Below are 18,383 nucleotides of genomic sequence, written 5' to 3' on the forward strand. Positions count from 1 at the left end.
GTCGGCGATGACCGCCATCACGCGATCCGAGGGTGCGTCGATCACGATCGACCTCTGAGTTCGATCGGCCATGGGCGGCAACGCTTCCTTTCAAGCCATTGGAGAGGTACGGGCGCGGCGGAGGGGTCAGTGCACGGCGGCGGGAGCGACCCCCGCCTTGCGTCCGGCCTCGAGCCGGGCCTTGATCTCGAAGGACATGACCTTGCCCGCGACGCGGCGGGTCCGGTTGAGGGCCAGCAGGTCACGCCCGGACATGCCGTCGATGCCGCCGCGCGGTTCGGCGTGCATGAAGAAATGCATGATCACGCCGTCCAGCATGGGCTCCAGCCAGACCTCCATGGTGCCTTCCGCGCCACCGCTGACGGTCCAGCGAATTCCCTTGTCGGCGCGGTCTTCCCGAACCTGCAACTGCAGGTCGGGCCACCACTTGCGCCAGCGGGCACGATCGGCCAGCACCTCGGCCACGGCCTCACCCGGCGCGGCGACGAAGGTCTGATCGGCAACCTGGATACTGCTCACGCGGCTGAGCCTAGCGCAGGACGGGAATCGTCTCAGACCCGCGCCGACCGGGTACCGGCCAGCAGTTCCTGTAGTCGCTCGCCCATCAGGTCCCAGCGCCACTGCTGCTGCACCCAGGCGCGCCCGGCCGCGCCCATGGCGGCGGCGGTGTCGCGGTCGGAGAGGATGTCGACGATGGCGTCGGTGAGCGATTGCAGGGAGCGGCCGTTGACGACGCGGCCGGTCTCGCCCTCGCGCACGGTTTCCGGCGCGCCGCCCGAATTGCCCGCCACCACCGGCACTCCGGTGGCCGACGCCTCCAGGAACACGATGCCCAGGCCCTCGACGTCCAGGCCGAAGCCGCGGGTGCGGCACGGCATGGCGAAGACATCGGCGAGGGTGTGGTGGGCGGCGAGTTCCTTGGCCGGGACCCGGCCGGTGAACACCACGTCGTCGGACACGCCCATCGCGGCGACCAGGGCGCGCAGCTTCTGCTCGTAGGGGCCGCCGCCCGCGATCACCAGCACCGCGCCGTCGACGCGCTTGCGAATCTCGGGCATGGCCGCGATCAACGCGTCCTGCCCCTTGCGCGGCACCAGCCGCGACAGGCACAGAATGGTGGGCCGCTCCCCCAGCCCGTAGCGGGCGCGCAGTTCGGCGCGGGCGGCCGGATCCGGCTTGAAGATCTCGGAATCGACTGCGGGCGGCAGGTATTCGAGCGCCGACTGCGCGCCGAACGCGGCCGCGAACCGTCCCCGCGTGTATTTGCTGACATAGGTGACGACATCGGTGTGATCGCCGATCACGCGCAGCGCCTGCCGCGCCCCCGGCAGCATCGACCAGCCGACCTCGTGCCCGTGGGTGGAGGCGATGATGCGTTCCGCGCCCGCCCGCCGCAGCACCGGCGACATCAACGCCAGCGGCGCGGCCGCCCCGAACCAGACCCGATCGCACTGCTCGTCGCGCATCAGCTTCTTGGCCCGCCGCGCCACCAGCGGGGTCGGCAGCATCAGCGTCGTGGGATGGCGCACCACCTGAAACGGCTGCTCGGCATCGAATTTCCAGTGACTGTCCCCCCGCCACCGCGGCGCATACACCACCAGTTCATCGGCGGGCAGCCGCAGGGCGAGCGCATGCAGATACGACTGAATCCCACCCGGTCGCGGCGGGAAATCATTGGTAACCAGCAACGTTCGCCCCATGCCGACAAACCTACTGCACCGGCGGGGCTAGGTGCCTGCGGCCGTGCGGGTGGTGATCCAGGTGCGCCAGGCGGTGATGAAGTCGGCGTAGTCGGTGGCGAGGTTGGCGCGGAAGGCGGTGTCGAGGGCGGCGTGGTCCTTCGGGCCGGAGGCCAGGGCGTGGTAGAGGTCTACGAGTTTCGGGTCGCCGTAGTGGTCGGCGATGAAAGCGCAGGCGGACCAGCCTTGTTCGTAGGCGAGGGAGGCTTGGCCGCTGGTGGGTTCGAACAGGGCGTCGGCGGGCAGGTCCGCGGGGAGATCGCCGGTGCGGGCACGGGTGGTGAGGGTGGGGGCGATCTGGGTGACGGGGTGGTGCAGGCCGCGGTGGGCGGTGTATTCGGCCGCGCCCTCGAGCATCCACAGCGGGGAGCCGTCGACGGTGATCTTGCGGGTCGCCATGTGGGTGAGTTCGTGGCGCAGCACCGAGCGCAGGCCGTCCGCGCCCAGGCGGCGACCGGCCTCCGGGCCGAAAACCACACGCTGACCGGTCAATTCGGCGCCGGGTCGGACCGGGTCGACGACGGTCGAGGCCGCGACCTCGGCGGGCACGTCACCAACGGCGCGGGTGAGGGCGGCGAATTCGGCCGGGCTGGAGGCGACCACGACGACGGGCGCCTGATTCCACTCCGGCCCCCACAGCGCGGTCACCGCGCCGGTGGCCGCCGCGAGTTCGTTTGCCAGCGTGGCGATGTCGGCGCTCTGCGCGGCATGGCCGAGCACGACCCCGACCCGATCGGCTCCGGTGGACACGGTTTCGGCGACCGGCTTGCCGTAATACTCCATGGTCCGTTTCACCACGGGCACCTGCGGATCCGTGGCGGCGAGCCCGGAGTCCGGGCTCGGCACCACCGCGCGCAGGGTGGGCAGCACCGAATTCGGCAGCATGAGCAGAGCCCCGCAGGCGGCGGTCAGCCCGGTGACCATGATCAGCGTGAGCACGAACTGGAATCGCCGCCGCGCCGACAGCCAGCCCCGCACTCGCCCCAGGGCGCTCATCGCCACCTCATGGTCATGAACGGCCACCTCATGCTCATGCGCGGTTGCTGGTCAGAACCGGCGCGCCGAATGGAACGGGGTGGAGCCCATCGGCGCGACCTGCACGGGAACGCCGAATGTCGAAGCGTGCAGCATCAATCCGTTGCCGGCGTAGATGCCCACGTGTGAGATGTCAGAGTAGAAGAAGACGATGTCGCCGGGCTGGAGGTCCTTCTCGGCGACGGGCGTGCCGAAGTCGGACTGCTGCTGGCTGGTGCGCGGCACGTTCTTGCCGACCTGATGGAAGGCCCACTGCACGAGGCCGGAGCAGTCGAACTGGTCGGGACCGGTCGCGCCCCAGACATAAGGGTCGCCGACGCGGGTGAGTCCGGCGGCGAGCGCACTGGTACCGGAGCCGGGGACCAGGCCCTTGAGCAGGCTGTCACGGTCGAAGCCGGGCGGGAACATGGAGCCCGCCAATGCGGACTTGTCCCCGGCGGAGAGCTGCCCCCAGGCGGCGATGACACCGGCCATGGAGCCTTGCAGCGCAGCGCGTTTGGTTTCCAGGTCGGCGCGGATGGCGTCGGCCGCGGTGCTGGCGGCGCGGGCGGCGTCGGCGGCGGTGGTCGCGATCTTCTCGGCGGCGGCGGCCGCGTCGGTGGCCTTCTGGTATTCGCCCAGTTGTTCACTGGTGCGCGCGCCCACCAGGTCCACGATGGACATCTGGTCGAGCAGCTGCTGCGGTGAATTGCTCACCAGTAGCGAGGTGAGCCGGTTGGTGCGGCTGCCGAGCAGCGCGGAGGTGGCCGCCCGGTTGACGACCGGTTGGTAGCGGCTGATTTCGGCCTTGGCCGCCTCGAGTGCGGCGGTGGCGTCGGCGGCCCGCTTCTCGGCGGTGGTCTGCGTGGCGACCTTGGCGTCCAGGTCGGCTTGCGCGTTGAGCGCCTGCTGATTGAGCTGTTCGGATTGCCGCGACAGGTCGATGAGCCGCTGCACTGCTTCCCCAGCAGTTGCCGGTGCGGAGACCGGGTCGGCTGTCGCGGGTCCGAGACCCAGGGTGCTGTAGGGGCCGACCATGAGGGCGCCTACCGCGAGGGCTCCACCCACCAGTCGTCTGGTTCGCTGACTGTGTGTCCGATGAGGTCGCTGCTGCGCTGCCACCGTTGGTGTCGTCCCGTTCTCTTACCCCGAGCTGGTCAAGAAGGTCTCGAATAGATTACGAAACGGCGACCGGTTGTGTCCAGCAGGCCACGGAACCATTACGGACGCCGTTTCGAAATCCGCCCTCGAGCAGGGCCGGAAGGCTCTAGATCCGGACCGCGCCCGCGAACGGCATCGACGCGATCGGGGCCACCTTCACCGGCTGACCGGAGGTGGACGCGTGCACCACGTTGCCGTCGCCGATGTAGATGCCGGAGTGACTGCCGCCGTAGAACGACACCACGTCGCCGGGCTGCAAGTCGTCGTAGGACACCGGCGCGCCGGCGTTCGCCTGCTCATAGCTGGTGCGCGGCAGGCTGACTCCGGCCTGCGCGTAGGACCACTGCACCAGACCTGAGCAGTCGAAGGCGTTCGGGCCGGAAGCGCCGTAGACGTAGGGGTCGCCGAGGCGGCTCATGGCGGCGTCGACCGCGGCCTGGTGCACGCCGTTCTGCGGGGCCGGAGCGGCCGGGCCGGGGCCCTGCGGGGTCACGATGCCCGGAATCTCGGGGATGTTCACCGGGATCGACGCGGGCACACCCGGGATGGCCGGAAGCTGGATCTGATCCGGAACATCGAAGACGCCGACCGGAGTGTTGACCGGCTGGGCCGACGCGGGGGTCGCGGGCAGCAGCAGCGCACTCAGCGTGGCAGCGCCGACGGCTCCGGCCGCTGCGGCACGGCGCGCGGTGCGCTGGATGCCCCGGACCTGTCGCTTGGTGGAGGTGGTCGCCATGGTGAGGTACTTCCAATCTGCCCCGCGACGCCGTACCCGGTGGTACGTCGGACTCCGCGAGGTCTCAGGAAGATTACGAGGACATAACGGTGCTTTGTAAAGCCGAGCCGGTCGGTCCGTGACTCGAAATTGTTACGCGGCCCTATTTCGGTGCGACAAACGTCACAGCAATCACGAAACGATAACAGCGGCCGTTTTCGCGAGAGCGTCCCAATGGCTACCGGTGGGTAGGAAGTGGCCGCCGAGGACCCCCGCGACCTGGACGGATTCCGAATAACACAAGGTCAGAGCCATGGCCCGCGACCTGGGAGTCTGCGACACGCTCGAGCGACACGCCCGACAGCGGGGCAGCGGGGCAGCACGCGCCGGGCGGCGAACCGGACCAACCGCCCCCTTCATCAAATTTGATCCACAATCCGCATTAATGTGACCCTGGCCACAATCTCGCATATTTTCGCAATTCGGGGATTGCACCTCGAGTATCTCGACGGCTCTCAGCGCAAATTCAGGCATTTCCCCTGGCGAATCTCAGCAAGATCACGGCCGCGGACGGGCGGCCGGTCACGGCCACGACCGGCCCGAGGTTGTCGGACCCCCCGCCTAGGCTTGCCGTCCGTGTCTTCGCGATCGGATCCAGCCGCACAGCTGGCCTTCGACGAGCTCGAAACCCCGCTCTACGACACCACGTTCGTGGTGGTCGACCTCGAGACCACCGGCACCAGCCCGGACGGGGACGCCATCACCGAGATCGGTGCGGTGAAGGTGCGCGGCGGAGAAGTGCTGGGCGAGTTCGCGACCCTCGTCAATCCCGGGTGCGCGATCCCGCCGCAGATCGTGCAGATCACCGGGATCACCACTGCCATGGTGGTGGACGCGCCCCGCATCGAGCAGGTGCTGCCCGGGTTCCTGGAGTTCGCGGGGGGCGCGGTGCTCGTCGCCCACAATGCCCGCTTCGATGTGGGGTTCCTGAAGGCCGCCGCGGCGCGCAGCGAATTGCCCTGGCCCGCTTTCCAAACGCTGTGCACCGTCCAGCTGGCGCGGCGGGTGCTGCCGAAGGAGGAGGCGCCCTCGGCCAAGCTCTGGTATCTCGCGCAGCTGCTGGGGGCCGAGACGCGACCGACCCACCGGGCCCTCGACGACGCCAAGGCGACCGTGGACGTGCTGCACGCGCTCATCGCCCGGGTCGGCAATCAAGGGGTGCAGAGTCTCACCGAACTGCTGGACTATCTGCCGGAGGTGACGCGGCGGCAGCGCGCCAAACGGACACTGGCCGCGGATCTTCCGGCGACGCCGGGCGTGTACCTGTTCCGCGGGCCGTCGGACGAAGTCCTCTATATAGGGACGGCGGTGAATCTGCGCCGCCGCGTCCGCAACTACTTCACCGGATCCGACACCCGCCCGCGCATGCGCGAGATGGTGCAGCTGGCCACCCGGGTCGATCACGTGGAGTGCGCGCACGGCCTGGAGGCGGGGGTGCGGGAGCTGCGGCTGCTGATCGCGCACACCCCGCCCTACAACCGGCGCTCGAAGTTCCCGCAGCGGGCGTGGTGGCTGACGCTGACCGATGAGCCGTTCCCGCGCTTCGCCGTCTCCCGGACGCCGACCCGGGACGCGCTGGGCCCGTTCACCTCCCGCGCCGACGCCCAGGAGATCGCCGCCACCCTCGCCGAGCAGGCGGGCCTGCGCACGTGTACGAACCGCATCCCGCGTACCGGACAGCACGGTTGCCTGCCCGCCGTGGTCGGCGGTTGCCCGGCGAGCGCCGAAAACAGCACCCTATATATAGAGGAGTACGAACAAGCTCCGGCCGCGATCCGCGCCCTGTTCACCGGGGTCGACGACGCGCTGCTGCGCATTGTCGCCGCCAAACTCGAAACCCTGTCCACCGCAGAACATTTCGAGGCCGCAGCCCGGCTGCGGGATCGCACCGTGGCGGTGGTCCGGGCGCTGCGCCGCACCCAGCGCCTGGCCGCCCTCGCGGCCATCCCGGAACTGATAGCTGCCCATCCCGACGGTGCCGGTGGCTGGCAGTTCGCGATCATCCGCCATGCGCGCCTGGCCGCCGCGGGCACGGCCGTCCGCGGCGTCTCCCCCATGCCGGTCGTCGACCGCCTCGCCGCCTCCGCCGAAACCGTCCTCCCGCCCAACCTCGCCGGCCCCGGCGCGGACCCGTCCTATCCCCCACTGCGCGGCGCTCTTCCGGAGGAGGCGGGCCTGCTCGTCCGCTGGCTCGAGCAACCCGGCACCCGCATCGTCCGCACCACAGACGGCTATGCCGAACCCCGCCTGGGCGCGGGCCCCTGGCTCGACTGGGTCACCCGCGCCGAAGCCGCGGCCACGGCCACTCGGTCCCCGGCCGACTATCCGAGCTGACTCGCGTCGTCGCCGAACAGGGGAAGTTGCCGAGAAACGGCGGTTCTGCCGAGCCGCCGCAGGCAACGGGCGCAGGTCACCTCCGCGCGGGTCGGTTCCAGCACGGCGGGCGACCACCCGGCGATCCCGGTGTGGCACAGCAGCTCCGGAACCTCCTCGCCCTCGACCCACTCGCCGAGACCGACCGCGTGCACCGTGCGCCCGTTGCGCACGATGGCATGCACGCCGGCGTCGCCGAAGCGAGCCCGGGTGGAAGCGGCCAAGGGAGCGATATCGGTCATACGACCAACGATAGGGACGCCCTCCGACAACCGCACCGGCCACGCCCGAACGCCTCCGATCGCGCACCGAAAACGACTTCTCGACAGCAGGATTCAGGGCGGCTGATGCGGGACGCTGCCAGAATGGCGGTATGGACGTTCCCGACAACGAGCGCTGGAACCACAACATCGAGTACCACTCCCTGCTCGCCGACGCGGTGTCCGGCGCGAGGGAGGTGCTGGACGTCGGATGCGGGGAAGGCCAGCTGGCGCGGCGAATTCGGCGGTCGGGAGCCGAGGTGACGGGGATCGATCCGGATCCGACGAGTATCGAGCTGGCTCGCGAACAGTCCGCGCCGAGCGAGATCACCTATGTGCAGGCGGATTTCCTGGACTACCCGTTCGAGCCGGAGTCCTTCGACGGGATCGTATCCATCGCCGCACTGCATCATATGGACTCCGAGAAGGCCCTGGTCCGCATGCGCGACCTACTCCGCCCCGGCGGCACCCTGGCGCTGATCGGCATGGCCCGCAACAGCTCTCCCACGGATCTGCCCTGGGAGGCCGCGGCCCTGCTCACCAGTTTCAAGGACCGTCTCTTCCGCGTGCAGTGGCCACACCCGTCCCCGGTCGTCTGGCCGCCACCGCAAACGTATACGGAGGTCCGCGAGACCGCCGCCGAACTCCTGCCCGGCGTCCGCTACCGCCGCCACGTGCTGTGGCGCTACTCCCTCATATGGACCAAACCGGAAACGGCAGTGCCGCAGGGCTAGTCCCAGCCACACCGTGGGGCTGGTCGCCGGAAGGAACACGGCCGTCGGTCTGGGCGAGGTCTTCGATCAGCGTGGGATGTCGTGGGTGCCTCCGGCCGATCGGCCGGGGCGGCGAGGGTAGCCGGGGCCGGTGCGGGCGGTGGTGCCGGTCATGCGGGCGACCGACTGCGCGGTCATGCCCAGGTCGAGGAATTCGGCCGTCAGGAGCTGCCGGAGTTGGTCGACGAGGCCGCGGAAGCTGACGTGCTGGGCCGCCAGGCGATTGTGCAGGGCCCGTTCGGAGACACCGAGTTCGTGCGCCACCTCGGCGGGGGCCGGTGGGGATGCGGGCGTGCGCAGCAGGATTCGCCGCACCTGGGCCGCGGTGCCGGTGTGGCGGTGCCGCCGATCCAGCGCCGATTCGCATTGCTGGATGCACAGCAGGCCGGTGTGCGTGTCCGGGGCGTGCGCGGGGTGATCGAGTACGTCGGGAAGCACCGTGAATCCGCCACCGACGGTATCGGATTCGGGTTGGGAGAGCGGTGTGAGTGGCGACATCAGCGCCGACACCACCTCGCGGGCCGCCGTGAGATCCCGGGCCAGCAGGAAGTCTCGCACCGAGCTCCCTCTCTCGCCGTCGCCGAGTGTCACCGTCAGCCCGTCGGCCGTCTCCTCGAACACCGGCTCGAACCGCACCGAGGTGACCGCGAAATACCTTGGCAGCAGCCGGATCGCGTCCCGCACGGTCGGGCTCGTCAGCATGGCGTACCCCACGATCCCCGCGCTGGTCAGCGTGTACCGCCGCCCGGTCGCGACCCCGAGTTCCCGCGCCCCGCCCCGGTGCGTGTCACCATCCCGCTCGCGCCCGTTCCCAGCGTGCGTGATGAGGTTGCGGATGACCCGCAGTTCCTGCCCCGCCCGCACCGTCGCGCCCGGCTCTTCCAGGTCACTGCCGCGCAGCCCGGTCCCCGCCAGACATTCGACGACCGAAATCCCCTGTGCCCGACCGGTCTCCACCGCATACCGGGTGGCCACCGCGGGCCGTACCCCCGGCGTCCGATTCGCCTGGACACCCATATCCGGAAGCTAACAAACATTCGCCCGCCCCGTCACCCATCCGGACCGGAATTCCCGCACAGTCCTCTGACCTGTGTGTTCATCCGGTTTCCGGCCGATAGCCGTCGTCGCGCGCCCTCGGCCGCCGTACGGTCGAATCACTCGATCCGGACAGTCCGCGGCGCGGAGGGGATGTCTCGGGCCCGGAACGGGGAAGGCCCCGAGTCGAATTCGACTCGGGGCCTTCGGGTGACTCGGACGATCAGTGATCGTGCTTGTCGGTGAGCGCGGCGTTCTGCGCGGACTCGAGGGCGTGCAGCATGGCGTGCTCTTCCTCGTGTGCGTTGGCCACGTTCTGCTCCTGCTCCGACGCCGGGTCGGCGCGCAGGAAGGAGCCGGTGCCGGGCTTGCCGGCGGAGCCGAGCTTGACCATCTTCTTGGGCACCGGGGCGCCCTGGTACTCCAGCGGGATCGGGTGGCCGTGCGAGTCGACCGGGCCCAGGGGCTGGTGGACCTCGATGTACTCACCGTGCGGAAGCCGCTTGATCACACCGGTTTCCACGCCGTGCTCGAGCACCGCGCGGTCCGACCGCTGCAGACCGATGCAGAACCGGTAGGCGACGAAGTACGCCAGCGGCGGGGCCAGCAGCAGCGCGATGCGGAAGAACCAGGTGGTGGCGTTCAGCGAGATGTCGAACTTCAGCGACAGGATGTCGTTGACACACGCCAGCGTCAGCACCAGGTAGAACGCGATGGCCATGGCACCGATGGCGGTGCGGACCGGCACGTCGCGCGGACGCTGGAGCAGGTTGTGGCGGGCGGTGTCGCCGGTGAGGCGCTTCTCGATCCACGGGTACATGACCAGCACACCGAAGACCGCGCCCATGATCAGGGCGACCCAGAACGGCGCCGGGACCGTGTAGCGGCCCAGGTACAGCTCCCACGGCGGCATGAGTCGGGCCATGCCGTCGGTCCACATCATGTAGAAGTCCGGCTGCGAACCCGCGGAGACCTGAGACGGGTTGTAGGGACCCAGGTTCCAGATCGGGTTGATCTGGAAGACGCCACCCATGATCGCGACGATGCCGAGGGTGAAGGCGAAGAACGCGCCCTGGTCGGCCGCGAACACCGGGATGATGCGGGCGCCGACGACGTTCTTCTCGGTGCGGCCCGGTCCGGGGAACTGGGTGTGCTTCTGGTACCAGACCAGCGCCACGTGGGCGGCGATCAGGGCCAGGATGATGCCCGGCAGCAGCAGCACGTGCGCGATGTAGAGGCGCGGAATGATGATGGTGCCCGGGAAGTCACCGCCGAAGATCAGCCAGTGCATCCAGGTGCCGATGACCGGGATGCCCATGGTGATACCACCGAAGGCGGCGCGCAGACCGGTACCCGACAGCAGGTCGTCGGGGATCGAGTAGCCGAAGAAGCCTTCGAACATGGCCAGGATCAGCAGCAGCGAGCCGATCACCCAGTTCGCCTCACGCGGCTTGCGGAACGCGCCGGTGAAGAAGATGCGGAACAGGTGGATGATGATCGACGACGCGAAAAGCAGTGCCGCCCAGTGGTGCACCTGGCGCACGAACAGACCGCCGCGCACCTCGAAGGAGATGTTCAGCGCGGTCTCGTAGGCCCGCGACATGGTGACACCGCGCAACGGCTGGTAGACGCCGTTGTAGACGGTCTCGCTCATGGACGGGTCGAAGTACAGCGTCAGGTAGATACCCGACAGCAGCAGGATGATGAACGCGTACAGCGCGATCTCACCGAGCAGGAACGACCAGTGGGTCGGGAAGACCTTGTTGATCGATCGCTTGGCGAAGGCCGCGACGCGGTAGCGCTCGTCGATCTCGTTGGCCTGAACGGCCGCTTTGCTAGGGCTCATGAACGACGCTCCCAGTAGGCCGGGCCGAGGGGCTCGATGAAGTCGTGCTGGGCGACCAGGTAGCCATCGGCGTTGACGGTGATCGGCAGCTGCGGCAGCGCGCGAGCGGCGGGACCGAAGACCGGCTTACCCCATTCGGTCGCGGAGAACTGCGACTGGTGGCAGGGGCACAGGATCCGGTTGGTCTGCTGCTCGAACAGCGAGGTCGGGCAGCCGAGGTGGGTGCAGATCTTCGAGTAGGCGAAGTAGTCGCCGAAGTTGAAGCTCTCCTGACCCTTGCGCTTGATGGCGTGCTCGGCATCGTGGGTGCGCAGGCGGATCAGCATGACCGCGTTGCGGATTCCGCGCAGCGACTGCAGGGTCGCGTGCTCGTCACCACGCCAGGATTCCTTCCAGGGGAAGACGGTCTCCATGGCGCCGGCGTCGAGGTCCTCCGGCTTGACCAGGACGATGTCCTCGGGCCGGCCGGTGTCGCGACGCAGGTAGACGGTCTCGCCCGGGTAGTCCGGGGTCCAGCCCGAGACCCACAGCGGCGACTTGTCGCCCTTGGCCCACGGGTTCTTGATCATGCCGCCGACGAAGACGAGCAGCGCGCCCACACCGAGCACGCCGACGCCCAGGCCCGCGGTGCGGGTGATGAGCTTGCGGCGACCCAGGGTGGAGGTGTCGGCCGCGTCAGCCAGCTGCGCGACCAGGGTCCGGCGGTCGACCTCCTTGGACGTGCCGTCGTGGCGGTCCTGGATGGAGATCTCGGCGGGGATGAAGTGCTTGCGGATCAGCACCACCGCGATGCCGACGGCCAGCACGGCGATGCCGAGCGTCAGGCCGTAGAGCGGGGTGGTCAGCGTGTACATGCCGTTGCCGTCCTGGTGCCGGCCCTTGTACTCCCAGGGCCAGAACAGGTAGACGCCGATCAGCGCCGCACCGGCGATGCCGGCGATGGCGAACCACAGGGCCACGCGGCGCTCGGCGCGCTTCTCGGCCCGGGTGCCCGGGACCGGCCAGCGCGGGGCGCGGTAGGCGACGTCGACGCCGTCGAGCTCGGTGCCGAGCTTGACCAGCTCGTCGCGCGACATGGCGTCGAGCTGTTCGTCGGTGGGTTCGACGGGGCTGGCCCCGTGCGGCTCAGTGGGGTTGTCCCCCATGCTGTTTCGCTCCTGTTCACTCATGACCGGGAACCGATCCACATCGCGGAACCGACCAGGGCCACAATGCCGACGACCCAGATGGCCAGGCCCTCGGTGGCGGGACCGAAGCCGCCGAGGCCGTAGCCGCCCTCGGACTTGGTCTCCATCCGGTCCTTGATGTAGGCGACGATGTCCTTCTTCTCCTCCGGCGTCAGCTGGCGGTCGGAGAACTTGGGCATGTTCTGCGGGCCGGTCAGCATGGCCAGATAGATCTGCTGCTCGCTGGCTTCCTCCAGCGGCGGCGCGAACTTGCCGGAGGACAGCGCGCCACCCTTGCCGGTGAAGTTGTGGCAGGAGGCGCAGTTCATGCGGAACAGCTCGCCACCGCGGCCGAGGTCGCGGTCCGCGATGATCGACTCCTGCGCGATCGAGTTGTCGCCGTCGCGCAGCACCGTCGGACCGCCGCCGATGGACTGGACGTACGCGCCGAGCGCGTCGGTCTGGTGCGCGTCGAACTTGGCGGGCTTGCGCAGGATCTGCGCGCCGTTGCCCGCGGCGGGCATGCGACCGGTGGACACCTGGAAGTAGACCGCGGCCTCACCGACGCCGATCAGGCTGGGGCCGCGATCCTGCACACCCTGCAGGTTCGCGCCATGGCAGGTGACGCAGGAGGTGTCGTAGATCTGCTTGCCCTCGCGGATCAGCGCGGACTGATCGTCGTGCGCGGTCGCGACCTGAGCCTGCGGGGTCAGGGCCGACGCCGCGAAGCCGGCTCCGACGAGGCCCATCAGGAGAACCAGACCGCCGACCAGCTTCCGACGCATGCGGCGCTGCTTGCGGACCTTGGTGGCCTGGCCGATCCCCTCGGGATCTGGCGCTGACGGGGGAGATGAACTCATCTGTGTCCCTTTGGAGTAGACGGAACCGACTTGTACAAGTTTTGGGGTGCCGACGCGGGCTGGGCCTCGGCGCTGTCCGGGTTAGCGGACGAAGTAGATCGTCGCGAAGAGGCCGATCCAGACGATGTCGACGAAGTGCCAGTAGTACGAGACGACGATCGCCGCCGTGGCCTGCGCCGGGGTGAACTTGCTGAGCTTGGTGCGCACCAGCAGGAAGATGAACGCGATGAGACCGCCGATGACGTGCAGACCGTGGAAACCGGTGGTGATGTAGAACACCGAGCCGTACACCGAGCTGGAGATCGAGGTGCCCTCCTTGACCAGGGCGTGGTACTCGGTGCCCTGACCGGCGACGAAGATCGCGCCCATGATGAAGGTCAGCACGTACCAGCGACGCAGACCGAAGACGTCACCGCGCTCGGCGGCGAAGACGCCCATCTGGCAGGTGAACGAGGACAGCACCAGCACGGTGGTCACCGGCACGGCCAGCTTCAGGTTCAGCTCGGTCGGCTCCGGCGGCCAGTTCCCGTGCGCCTGCGCGCGAGCAACGAAGTACATGGCGAACAAGCCGGCGAAGAACATCAGCTCGCTCGACAGCCAGATGATGGTACCGACGCTGACCATGTTGGGCCGGTTCAGCGAATGCACACGCTGGGTAATGGCCGATCCTGGGGTCCCTACTGCGGTCGTCACGCCGGTAAGTATGACTTGTCGTAGTACGACAGGCGTAGCGGGGTACGAAAGTTCGTCGTACGTGTCGGAAAGCCCAGGGCGAGCGAGCGTCTCGCGGGGGCTCTCGGCGTGTCACGGCAGAGCCTAGATTGCGCAGGTAAGAGGAAGCTGAGCCGTGTTGAGAGGGTCTTATGAAGCTGAAATCGTGGTGGCGGCGGCTGGTCGGGCGGAGCGGGACAACGGAACTGGATCCGACACGCCCGGATCTGGTGGTGGTCGCGTCGAGTTTCGATGACGCGGAAGCCTGTTCAGCGGCCTTGGGCAAGGCGATGGACTGGACTCCCGACCAACCAGTAGTCCTCCGGCACCATCTCCGAGTTCCCGCCGACCGGGTGAATGCGGTGCAGATCATTGCCGCGCAGATCGGCTATGACACTGCCTCGGTGGACAGTTCCGACCCCGTGAAGCTGGTGCTGCGACGCGTGCAGGTCCTCGATGCCCTGCACTGTTCGCAGGAACGCTCCCGCATGGCCGGGATCGCGCAACGCCACGACGGCACGGTCCTGGGCTGGGACGCTCTCCAGCCCGCCACCGGTCCCGGCGATAAGTACTAGCCCCGCAGATTAGGCGATACCTCCGCATTCGCTCCGGCCGTGCGCGGACTTAGGACGGCTGCGCCGACTGTGCCCGTTAGGCTTTGCCCAACAACACTGGTGTCCGGTTATCCGGCAACGGGAAGAGAAGGCAATGAGCGCGCGCAGCTGGCGAGAAGTTCTCGGCATCCTCACCGACGGCAACGACCTGTCCCTGGACGAGGCCGCGTGGGCGATGAACGAGATCTTCACCGATAACGCCACCTCCGCGCAGATCGCGGCCTTCGGCGTGGCCCTGAAGATGAAGGGCCCGACCCCGACCGAACTCAACGGGCTGGCCTCCGGCATGCTCTCGCACGCCCGGCGGGTGTCGCACGACGGCGCGGCGATCGACATCGTCGGCACCGGCGGTGACCGTTCCGGCAGCGTGAACATCTCCACCATGTCCTCGATCGTGGTGGCGGCCACCGGGATTCCGGTGATCAAGCACGGTAACCGGGCGGCGTCCTCGAAGAGCGGCGGCGCGGACACGCTGGAGGCGCTGGGCGTGAAGATCGCGCTGGGCCCGGAATCGGTGGCCGAGTGCGTGCGGCAGACCGGGATCGGCTTCTGCTTCGCGCCCGTCTTCCACCCTTCCCTGCGCTACGCCAGTCAGGCGCGCGGTGAGATCGGCATTCCGACGGTCTTCAATATCCTGGGCCCGCTGACCAATCCGGCGCAGCCGTCGGCCGGTCTGATCGGCTGCGCGTTCCCGGATCTGGTGCGGGTGATCGCGGGAGTGTTCCAAGAGCGTGGCGCTTCGGCGCTGGTGGTGCGCGGCAATGACGGCCTGGACGAGATCACCACCGCCGACACCACCGACGTGTGGGTGGTCGCGGGCGGCCGCAGCCACGAAACCACCATCGACCCAACGCGACTCGGCATCGAGCGGGTGGATCCGATCGCACTGCGCGGCGGCGACGCCGAGATGAACGCGGTGATCGCCCGCAATATGTTCGCCGGCGACCCGGGCCCGGTCCGCGACGCGGTGCTGTTGAATTCCGCGGCCGCACTGGTGGCCTTCGAACTGCGCCCCGAGGACGTCGAGGCCGATCTGCACGCCAAGCTGGCGATCGCATTGCAGCGGGTGGCGGCGACCGTCGATTCCGGTGCGGCGTCGAACCTGCTGGACCGCTGGGTCGAGATCTCCAACAAGCTGGACGCGAACTAGCCCTTCGTGGCCTGGATGAAATCGCGCATGGCGTCGAAACTCTTGACGCCGGGCGCGATTTCGACCGAGCTGGAGACGTCGACGCCGTAGGGTCGGTGGGCCTCGATGACGCCCGCGACATTGTCGGCGTTCAATCCCCCGGCCAGCACCACCTGTCCGGGGACCTGGTCGAGCCAGTCGGGGAAGGCGGCGAAGACGCCGGATCCGGTGCTGGCGTCGTAGAAGAAGTATTCGCAGTCCTGCCCGGGTTCGGGCGCGACCGCCGAGCAGTAGGCCAGGTTGGGCAGGGCGGTCCAGTGGTAGAGCTGGATGACGTCGAAGTCGTCGATGACCGCGTCGACCTCGGTCTTGTCGAAGGCCACCACGAAGCTGCGAATGCGCCCGCGCGCGTAGGCGGCCAGTTCCCGGGCCCGGCCGGGTTCGACGTACCGTTTGCTCTTGGTCGTGCCCACCACGCCGATGGCGGTGTAGCCGAGTTCGACGGCCCAGTCGATCTGTTCCTCGGTGGTCAGCCCGCACACCTTCACGAACATGTCCTGTCCTGTCTCCTCGCGTGAATTCCTCCGAGTGTCCTGAGAGTTCGGGGCATTCACCTGTGTGTTTGTGACAGCGTTGGTCACAGCGGCGTTACAGTCTCGTCATGCGATACGCAGTGGCGCTACCCGGCCTGGTGGTCGTGTTCCTTGGCATCGGGATCCCTGTGAGCGCGGCCCATACGGCCCGCGTGGATGTGACCGACTCCGGCACGCTGACCGTGGACGGCCGCAACTACGGCACCGCCGACGACTGTGTGACCATTCGCAGCGTCCCACGTCGCCTCAATGTCGACAACGAGACCCCGTTGCGGGCGCGGGTGTACCTGTTCCCCGGCTGCAAGGGCGGCGTCACGCACACCATCGAGCCGGGCCACTCCGGCACCGCGCTCGGCGCGTCGGTCCAGACCCGCTGACGGCTACTCGCCGATCGAGAATCCCGCCTCCACATCGGCGCGCGAGTACGACTTGAACGCGATGTGGGTGGCGGTGCGCAGCACGCCGGGCGTCTTGTTGATCCGCCCGGTGACGACGTCGGCGATCTCCTCGTGGTCGCGCACCCGCACCACGGCGATCAGGTCCACGTCCCCCGCGCACGAGTAGACCTCGGCCACGCCCTTGATGTCGGCGAGTTCCTGCGCGGTCTCGGGAATCCGATCCGGCTCGGCGGAGATCAGCACAATCGCGGTAATCATGGGCCCAACTCTAGTCAGCACGTGTCCGCGCGCCCAGGATTCCCCCCGGGCCGGGGATCCGGCGTCCCCGTTCCGCTGACCGGCACCGCGCCTTGTGCCGCTCGCTATTCGGAGTTACATGAAGCAAATCCGGTGCGGCCGAGTGGCAGCGGTTGTTTTTCCGGAGTTCCCGGGGTGTCCTCAGCAGCTTTTCAAAACCGCGCCTAGAACCTGTTTCACTCGGGGTAGCCTCCCCCGAAGATCGGCGCGAGTTCGCACGGCTGGTGGGGCAGCCGGAACCTGCGGGTGATCGTCCAGGGGAGTGACGAAGAACCGCAAGGAGGTTCGATGTCGACGGCTGATATCCATGATCGATCCGAGGCCACGGAATTGTCCGGGGCGCAGGTGCTACGACGAAATTTCGGCGAGACGGTGTTGTCGAGCCTGGGGACTTTGGGCCGCTCGCTGCGGATGGCGGCGGAGGCGATGCGGGTCGGCACCGCGGATGTGGCCCGCCTGCGCTTTCCGGTCCACGAAACTCTCACGCAGGCTTGGTTTCTCATCAGGGTCACCGCGATACCCAGTGTGCTGATGGCGATTCCGTTCGGCGTCATCGTCTCCGCGCAGGTCGGCAATATCGTCTCGCAGCTGGGCGCGGATTCCATGATCGGCGCGGCCGGTGGGCTCGGCGTCATCAAGCAGGGCGCGCCGCTGGCCACGGCCATGCTGCTGGGCGGGGCGGGGGCGGCGGCGATCGCCGCGGATCTGGGGGCGCGCACCATCCGCGAGGAGGTCGACGCCATGCGCGTTATGGGCGTGGATCCCGTTCAGCGCCTGGTGGTTCCGCGCATCGCCGCCATGATGCTGATCGCGCCGCTGCTCAATGTGCTGATCATCTTCATCGGCATCGCGTCGGGTTTCGCGGTGGCGGTGACAGCGCTGGGGGTGACGCCGGGGTCGTACTGGCAGTCCTTCGGCTCGTTCACCGCGCCCATCGACATCTGGGTGTCGCTGATCAAATCGGTGATCTTCGGGTTCCTGGTGGTGGTCATCGCCTGTCAGCGCGGCCTGGAGGCCAAGGGCGGGCCGCGCGGGGTCGCGGACGGTGTGAATGCCGCGGTGGTGATGTCGGTGGCCGCGGTCACGGTGTTGAACACGGCGATCACGCAGGTGGTCACCATGTTCATCCCGGTTCGGATGGCATGATGGCGGCCCCCTACACCGCGCCGGGTCTGGGCTGGACCCGTCGCCTGCGCCCGATGGGCCCGATCGAAAACCTCGGCTTCGTCCTGGGTTTCGCATGGCAGGTGCTGTCCTCGGTGCCGTACACGCTGATCCACTATCGCCGTCAGACCGCCGCGGTGATCACCGATATGACCTGGGGTCGCGGTTCGGTGATCATCGGCGGCGGCGTGGTGCCGCTCATGCTGCTGATGGGCGCGGCCATGGGAGCGTCGATCGGGATCGAGGCGTTCAGCGCGTTGAATCTGCTGTCGCTGGGCCAGCTCAGCGGTTTGATCTCGGCGTTCGGCGTGACCCGGGAGCTGGCCCCGATCGCGGCGGGCATCGGGTTCGCCGCGCAGGCGGGCTGCCGGATGACCGCCGAGATCGGTTCCATGCGCATCTCCGAGGAGATCGACGCCCTGGAATCGCTGGGCATCCGGTCGGTGCCGTTCGTGGTCACCACCCGGGTGATCGC

20 protein-coding genes are annotated in these 18,383 nt (G+C 68.4%); 7 read left to right on the top strand and 13 right to left on the bottom strand.

Translation table 11 applies throughout. The features are described 5' to 3' along the window. Positions 1-126 precede the first annotated feature (126 nt). The 5 genes from ACWELQ_RS12690 to ACWELQ_RS12710 all read right to left on the bottom strand — a co-directional run bounded on the left by ACWELQ_RS12690 (position 127) and on the right by ACWELQ_RS12710 (position 4,650). Positions 127-519, bottom strand: a complete 393-nt coding sequence (locus ACWELQ_RS12690; RefSeq protein ID WP_452397169.1) for a polyketide cyclase / dehydrase and lipid transport — start codon at positions 517-519, stop codon at positions 127-129. Between the two features lie 32 nt (positions 520-551). Beyond that, entirely contained in the window at positions 552-1,700 is a 1,149-nt protein-coding gene (locus tag ACWELQ_RS12695; RefSeq protein ID WP_452397170.1) for a glycosyltransferase family 4 protein, read from the bottom strand. A gap of 27 nt (positions 1,701-1,727) precedes the next feature. Continuing rightward, a complete protein-coding gene (locus ACWELQ_RS12700) occupies positions 1,728-2,735 on the bottom strand; it encodes a peptidase MA family metallohydrolase (RefSeq protein ID WP_452397171.1) in 1,008 nt (335 codons plus the stop codon). 51 nt (positions 2,736-2,786) lie between these two features. Beyond that, on the bottom strand, positions 2,787-3,791 hold the full coding sequence (locus ACWELQ_RS12705; RefSeq protein WP_452397172.1) for an NlpC/P60 family protein: 1,005 nt from the start codon (positions 3,789-3,791) through the stop codon (positions 2,787-2,789). Positions 3,792-4,020: 229 nt separating this feature from the next. Continuing rightward, a complete protein-coding gene (locus tag ACWELQ_RS12710; RefSeq protein ID WP_452397173.1) occupies positions 4,021-4,650 on the bottom strand; it encodes a C40 family peptidase in 630 nt (209 codons plus the stop codon). Positions 4,651-5,256: 606 nt separating this feature from the next. Between ACWELQ_RS12710 and ACWELQ_RS12715 the strand changes: the two genes are divergently transcribed. Further along, positions 5,257-7,023, top strand: a complete 1,767-nt coding sequence (locus ACWELQ_RS12715; RefSeq protein WP_452397174.1) for a DEDD exonuclease domain-containing protein — start codon at positions 5,257-5,259, stop codon at positions 7,021-7,023. Here ACWELQ_RS12715 and ACWELQ_RS12720 read toward each other — a convergent pair. Next, the gene (locus ACWELQ_RS12720) at positions 7,011-7,304 is read right to left on the bottom strand and encodes a hypothetical protein (protein WP_452397175.1); all 294 of its coding nucleotides are present in this window, start codon (positions 7,302-7,304) and stop codon (positions 7,011-7,013) included. The two genes, ACWELQ_RS12715 and ACWELQ_RS12720, sit on opposite strands and share 13 nt — an antisense overlap. Positions 7,305-7,435: 131 nt before the next feature. On the opposite strand from ACWELQ_RS12720, the gene ACWELQ_RS12725 reads away from it, so the two are divergent. Next, the gene (locus tag ACWELQ_RS12725; protein WP_452397176.1) at positions 7,436-8,056 is read left to right on the top strand and encodes a class I SAM-dependent methyltransferase; all 621 of its coding nucleotides are present in this window, start codon (positions 7,436-7,438) and stop codon (positions 8,054-8,056) included. A 66-nt stretch (positions 8,057-8,122) separates the two neighbouring features. Here the strand turns inward: ACWELQ_RS12725 and ACWELQ_RS12730 are convergent, their stop codons facing one another. The 5 genes from ACWELQ_RS12730 to ctaE all read right to left on the bottom strand — a co-directional run bounded on the left by ACWELQ_RS12730 (position 8,123) and on the right by ctaE (position 13,695). Then, positions 8,123-9,112, bottom strand: coding sequence for an AraC family transcriptional regulator ligand-binding domain-containing protein (locus ACWELQ_RS12730; RefSeq protein ID WP_452397177.1), 990 nt, complete (start codon positions 9,110-9,112; stop codon positions 8,123-8,125). A 241-nt stretch (positions 9,113-9,353) separates the two neighbouring features. Then, positions 9,354-10,976 (bottom strand): cytochrome bc1 complex cytochrome b subunit, encoded by a 1,623-nt coding sequence (gene qcrB, locus ACWELQ_RS12735; protein ID WP_452397178.1) that lies wholly within the window; start codon positions 10,974-10,976, stop codon positions 9,354-9,356. Then, entirely contained in the window at positions 10,973-12,121 is a 1,149-nt protein-coding gene (gene qcrA / locus ACWELQ_RS12740) for a cytochrome bc1 complex Rieske iron-sulfur subunit (RefSeq protein WP_452397187.1), read from the bottom strand. The genes qcrB and qcrA overlap by 4 nt, the downstream gene beginning before the upstream one ends. Before the next feature lie 20 nt (positions 12,122-12,141). Next, entirely contained in the window at positions 12,142-13,002 is an 861-nt protein-coding gene (gene qcrC, locus ACWELQ_RS12745; RefSeq protein ID WP_452397179.1) for a cytochrome bc1 complex diheme cytochrome c subunit, read from the bottom strand. Between the two features lie 81 nt (positions 13,003-13,083). Further along, positions 13,084-13,695, bottom strand: a complete 612-nt coding sequence (ctaE, locus tag ACWELQ_RS12750) for an aa3-type cytochrome oxidase subunit III (RefSeq protein WP_452397180.1) — start codon at positions 13,693-13,695, stop codon at positions 13,084-13,086. Between the two features lie 170 nt (positions 13,696-13,865). On the opposite strand from ctaE, the gene ACWELQ_RS12755 reads away from it, so the two are divergent. Continuing rightward, positions 13,866-14,288: a hypothetical protein gene (locus tag ACWELQ_RS12755; protein ID WP_452397181.1), complete on the top strand. Its 423-nt coding sequence runs from the start codon at positions 13,866-13,868 to the stop codon at positions 14,286-14,288. 133 nt (positions 14,289-14,421) lie between these two features. Continuing rightward, positions 14,422-15,477 carry an anthranilate phosphoribosyltransferase gene (gene trpD / locus ACWELQ_RS12760; RefSeq protein ID WP_452397182.1) on the top strand — a complete coding sequence of 352 codons (1,056 nt, stop codon included), beginning with the start codon at positions 14,422-14,424 and terminating at the stop codon, positions 15,475-15,477. Here the strand turns inward: trpD and ACWELQ_RS12765 are convergent. After that, positions 15,474-16,010, bottom strand: coding sequence for a phosphoribosylanthranilate isomerase (locus tag ACWELQ_RS12765; protein WP_452397183.1), 537 nt, complete (start codon positions 16,008-16,010; stop codon positions 15,474-15,476). The genes trpD and ACWELQ_RS12765 overlap by 4 nt on opposite strands. 107 nt (positions 16,011-16,117) lie before the next feature. Between ACWELQ_RS12765 and ACWELQ_RS12770 the strand changes: the two genes are divergently transcribed. Further along, the gene (locus ACWELQ_RS12770; RefSeq protein ID WP_452397184.1) at positions 16,118-16,426 is read left to right on the top strand and encodes a hypothetical protein; all 309 of its coding nucleotides are present in this window, start codon (positions 16,118-16,120) and stop codon (positions 16,424-16,426) included. Positions 16,427-16,429: 3 nt separating this feature from the next. Here ACWELQ_RS12770 and ACWELQ_RS12775 read toward each other — a convergent pair whose 3' ends face one another. Beyond that, positions 16,430-16,705, bottom strand: a complete 276-nt coding sequence (locus ACWELQ_RS12775; protein ID WP_040856541.1) for an Lrp/AsnC family transcriptional regulator — start codon at positions 16,703-16,705, stop codon at positions 16,430-16,432. Positions 16,706-17,032: 327 nt separating this feature from the next. Between ACWELQ_RS12775 and ACWELQ_RS12780 the strand changes: the two genes are divergently transcribed. Both ACWELQ_RS12780 and ACWELQ_RS12785 read left to right on the top strand, forming a co-directional pair. Further along, positions 17,033-17,890 carry an MlaE family ABC transporter permease gene (locus tag ACWELQ_RS12780; RefSeq protein ID WP_452397185.1) on the top strand — a complete coding sequence of 286 codons (858 nt, stop codon included), beginning with the start codon at positions 17,033-17,035 and terminating at the stop codon, positions 17,888-17,890. After that, positions 17,887-18,383, top strand: a 497-nt coding sequence (locus tag ACWELQ_RS12785) for an ABC transporter permease (RefSeq protein WP_452397186.1), incomplete at its 3' end; no start/stop codon positions are given. The genes ACWELQ_RS12780 and ACWELQ_RS12785, both read left to right, overlap by 4 nt.

This window comes from Nocardia sp. NPDC004722 (genome assembly GCF_053601505.1).

What these genes read in the sequence shown, in the direction of transcription:
- ACWELQ_RS12695 (WP_452397170.1), bottom strand. Translation starts at nt 1,700, where the DNA reads ATGGGGCGAACGTTGCTGGTTACCAATGATTTCCCGCCGCGACCGGGT.
- ACWELQ_RS12700 (WP_452397171.1), bottom strand. Translation starts at nt 2,735, where the DNA reads ATGAGCGCCCTGGGGCGAGTGCGGGGCTGGCTGTCGGCGCGGCGGCGA.
- ACWELQ_RS12705 (WP_452397172.1), bottom strand. Translation starts at nt 3,791, where the DNA reads ATGGTCGGCCCCTACAGCACCCTGGGTCTCGGACCCGCGACAGCCGAC.
- ACWELQ_RS12710 (WP_452397173.1), bottom strand. Translation starts at nt 4,650, where the DNA reads ATGGCGACCACCTCCACCAAGCGACAGGTCCGGGGCATCCAGCGCACC.
- ACWELQ_RS12720 (WP_452397175.1), bottom strand. Translation starts at nt 7,304, where the DNA reads ATGACCGATATCGCTCCCTTGGCCGCTTCCACCCGGGCTCGCTTCGGC.
- ACWELQ_RS12725 (WP_452397176.1), top strand. Translation starts at nt 7,436, where the DNA reads ATGGACGTTCCCGACAACGAGCGCTGGAACCACAACATCGAGTACCAC.
- ACWELQ_RS12730 (WP_452397177.1), bottom strand. Translation starts at nt 9,112, where the DNA reads ATGGGTGTCCAGGCGAATCGGACGCCGGGGGTACGGCCCGCGGTGGCC.
- qcrB (WP_452397178.1), bottom strand. Translation starts at nt 10,976, where the DNA reads ATGAGCCCTAGCAAAGCGGCCGTTCAGGCCAACGAGATCGACGAGCGC.
- qcrA (WP_452397187.1), bottom strand. Translation starts at nt 12,121, where the DNA reads ATGGGGGACAACCCCACTGAGCCGCACGGGGCCAGCCCCGTCGAACCC.
- qcrC (WP_452397179.1), bottom strand. Translation starts at nt 13,002, where the DNA reads ATGAGTTCATCTCCCCCGTCAGCGCCAGATCCCGAGGGGATCGGCCAG.
- ACWELQ_RS12755 (WP_452397181.1), top strand. Translation starts at nt 13,866, where the DNA reads ATGAAGCTGAAATCGTGGTGGCGGCGGCTGGTCGGGCGGAGCGGGACA.
- trpD (WP_452397182.1), top strand. Translation starts at nt 14,422, where the DNA reads ATGAGCGCGCGCAGCTGGCGAGAAGTTCTCGGCATCCTCACCGACGGC.
- ACWELQ_RS12765 (WP_452397183.1), bottom strand. Translation starts at nt 16,010, where the DNA reads ATGTTCGTGAAGGTGTGCGGGCTGACCACCGAGGAACAGATCGACTGG.
- ACWELQ_RS12770 (WP_452397184.1), top strand. Translation starts at nt 16,118, where the DNA reads ATGCGATACGCAGTGGCGCTACCCGGCCTGGTGGTCGTGTTCCTTGGC.
- ACWELQ_RS12775 (WP_040856541.1), bottom strand. Translation starts at nt 16,705, where the DNA reads ATGATTACCGCGATTGTGCTGATCTCCGCCGAGCCGGATCGGATTCCC.
- ACWELQ_RS12780 (WP_452397185.1), top strand. Translation starts at nt 17,033, where the DNA reads ATGTCGACGGCTGATATCCATGATCGATCCGAGGCCACGGAATTGTCC.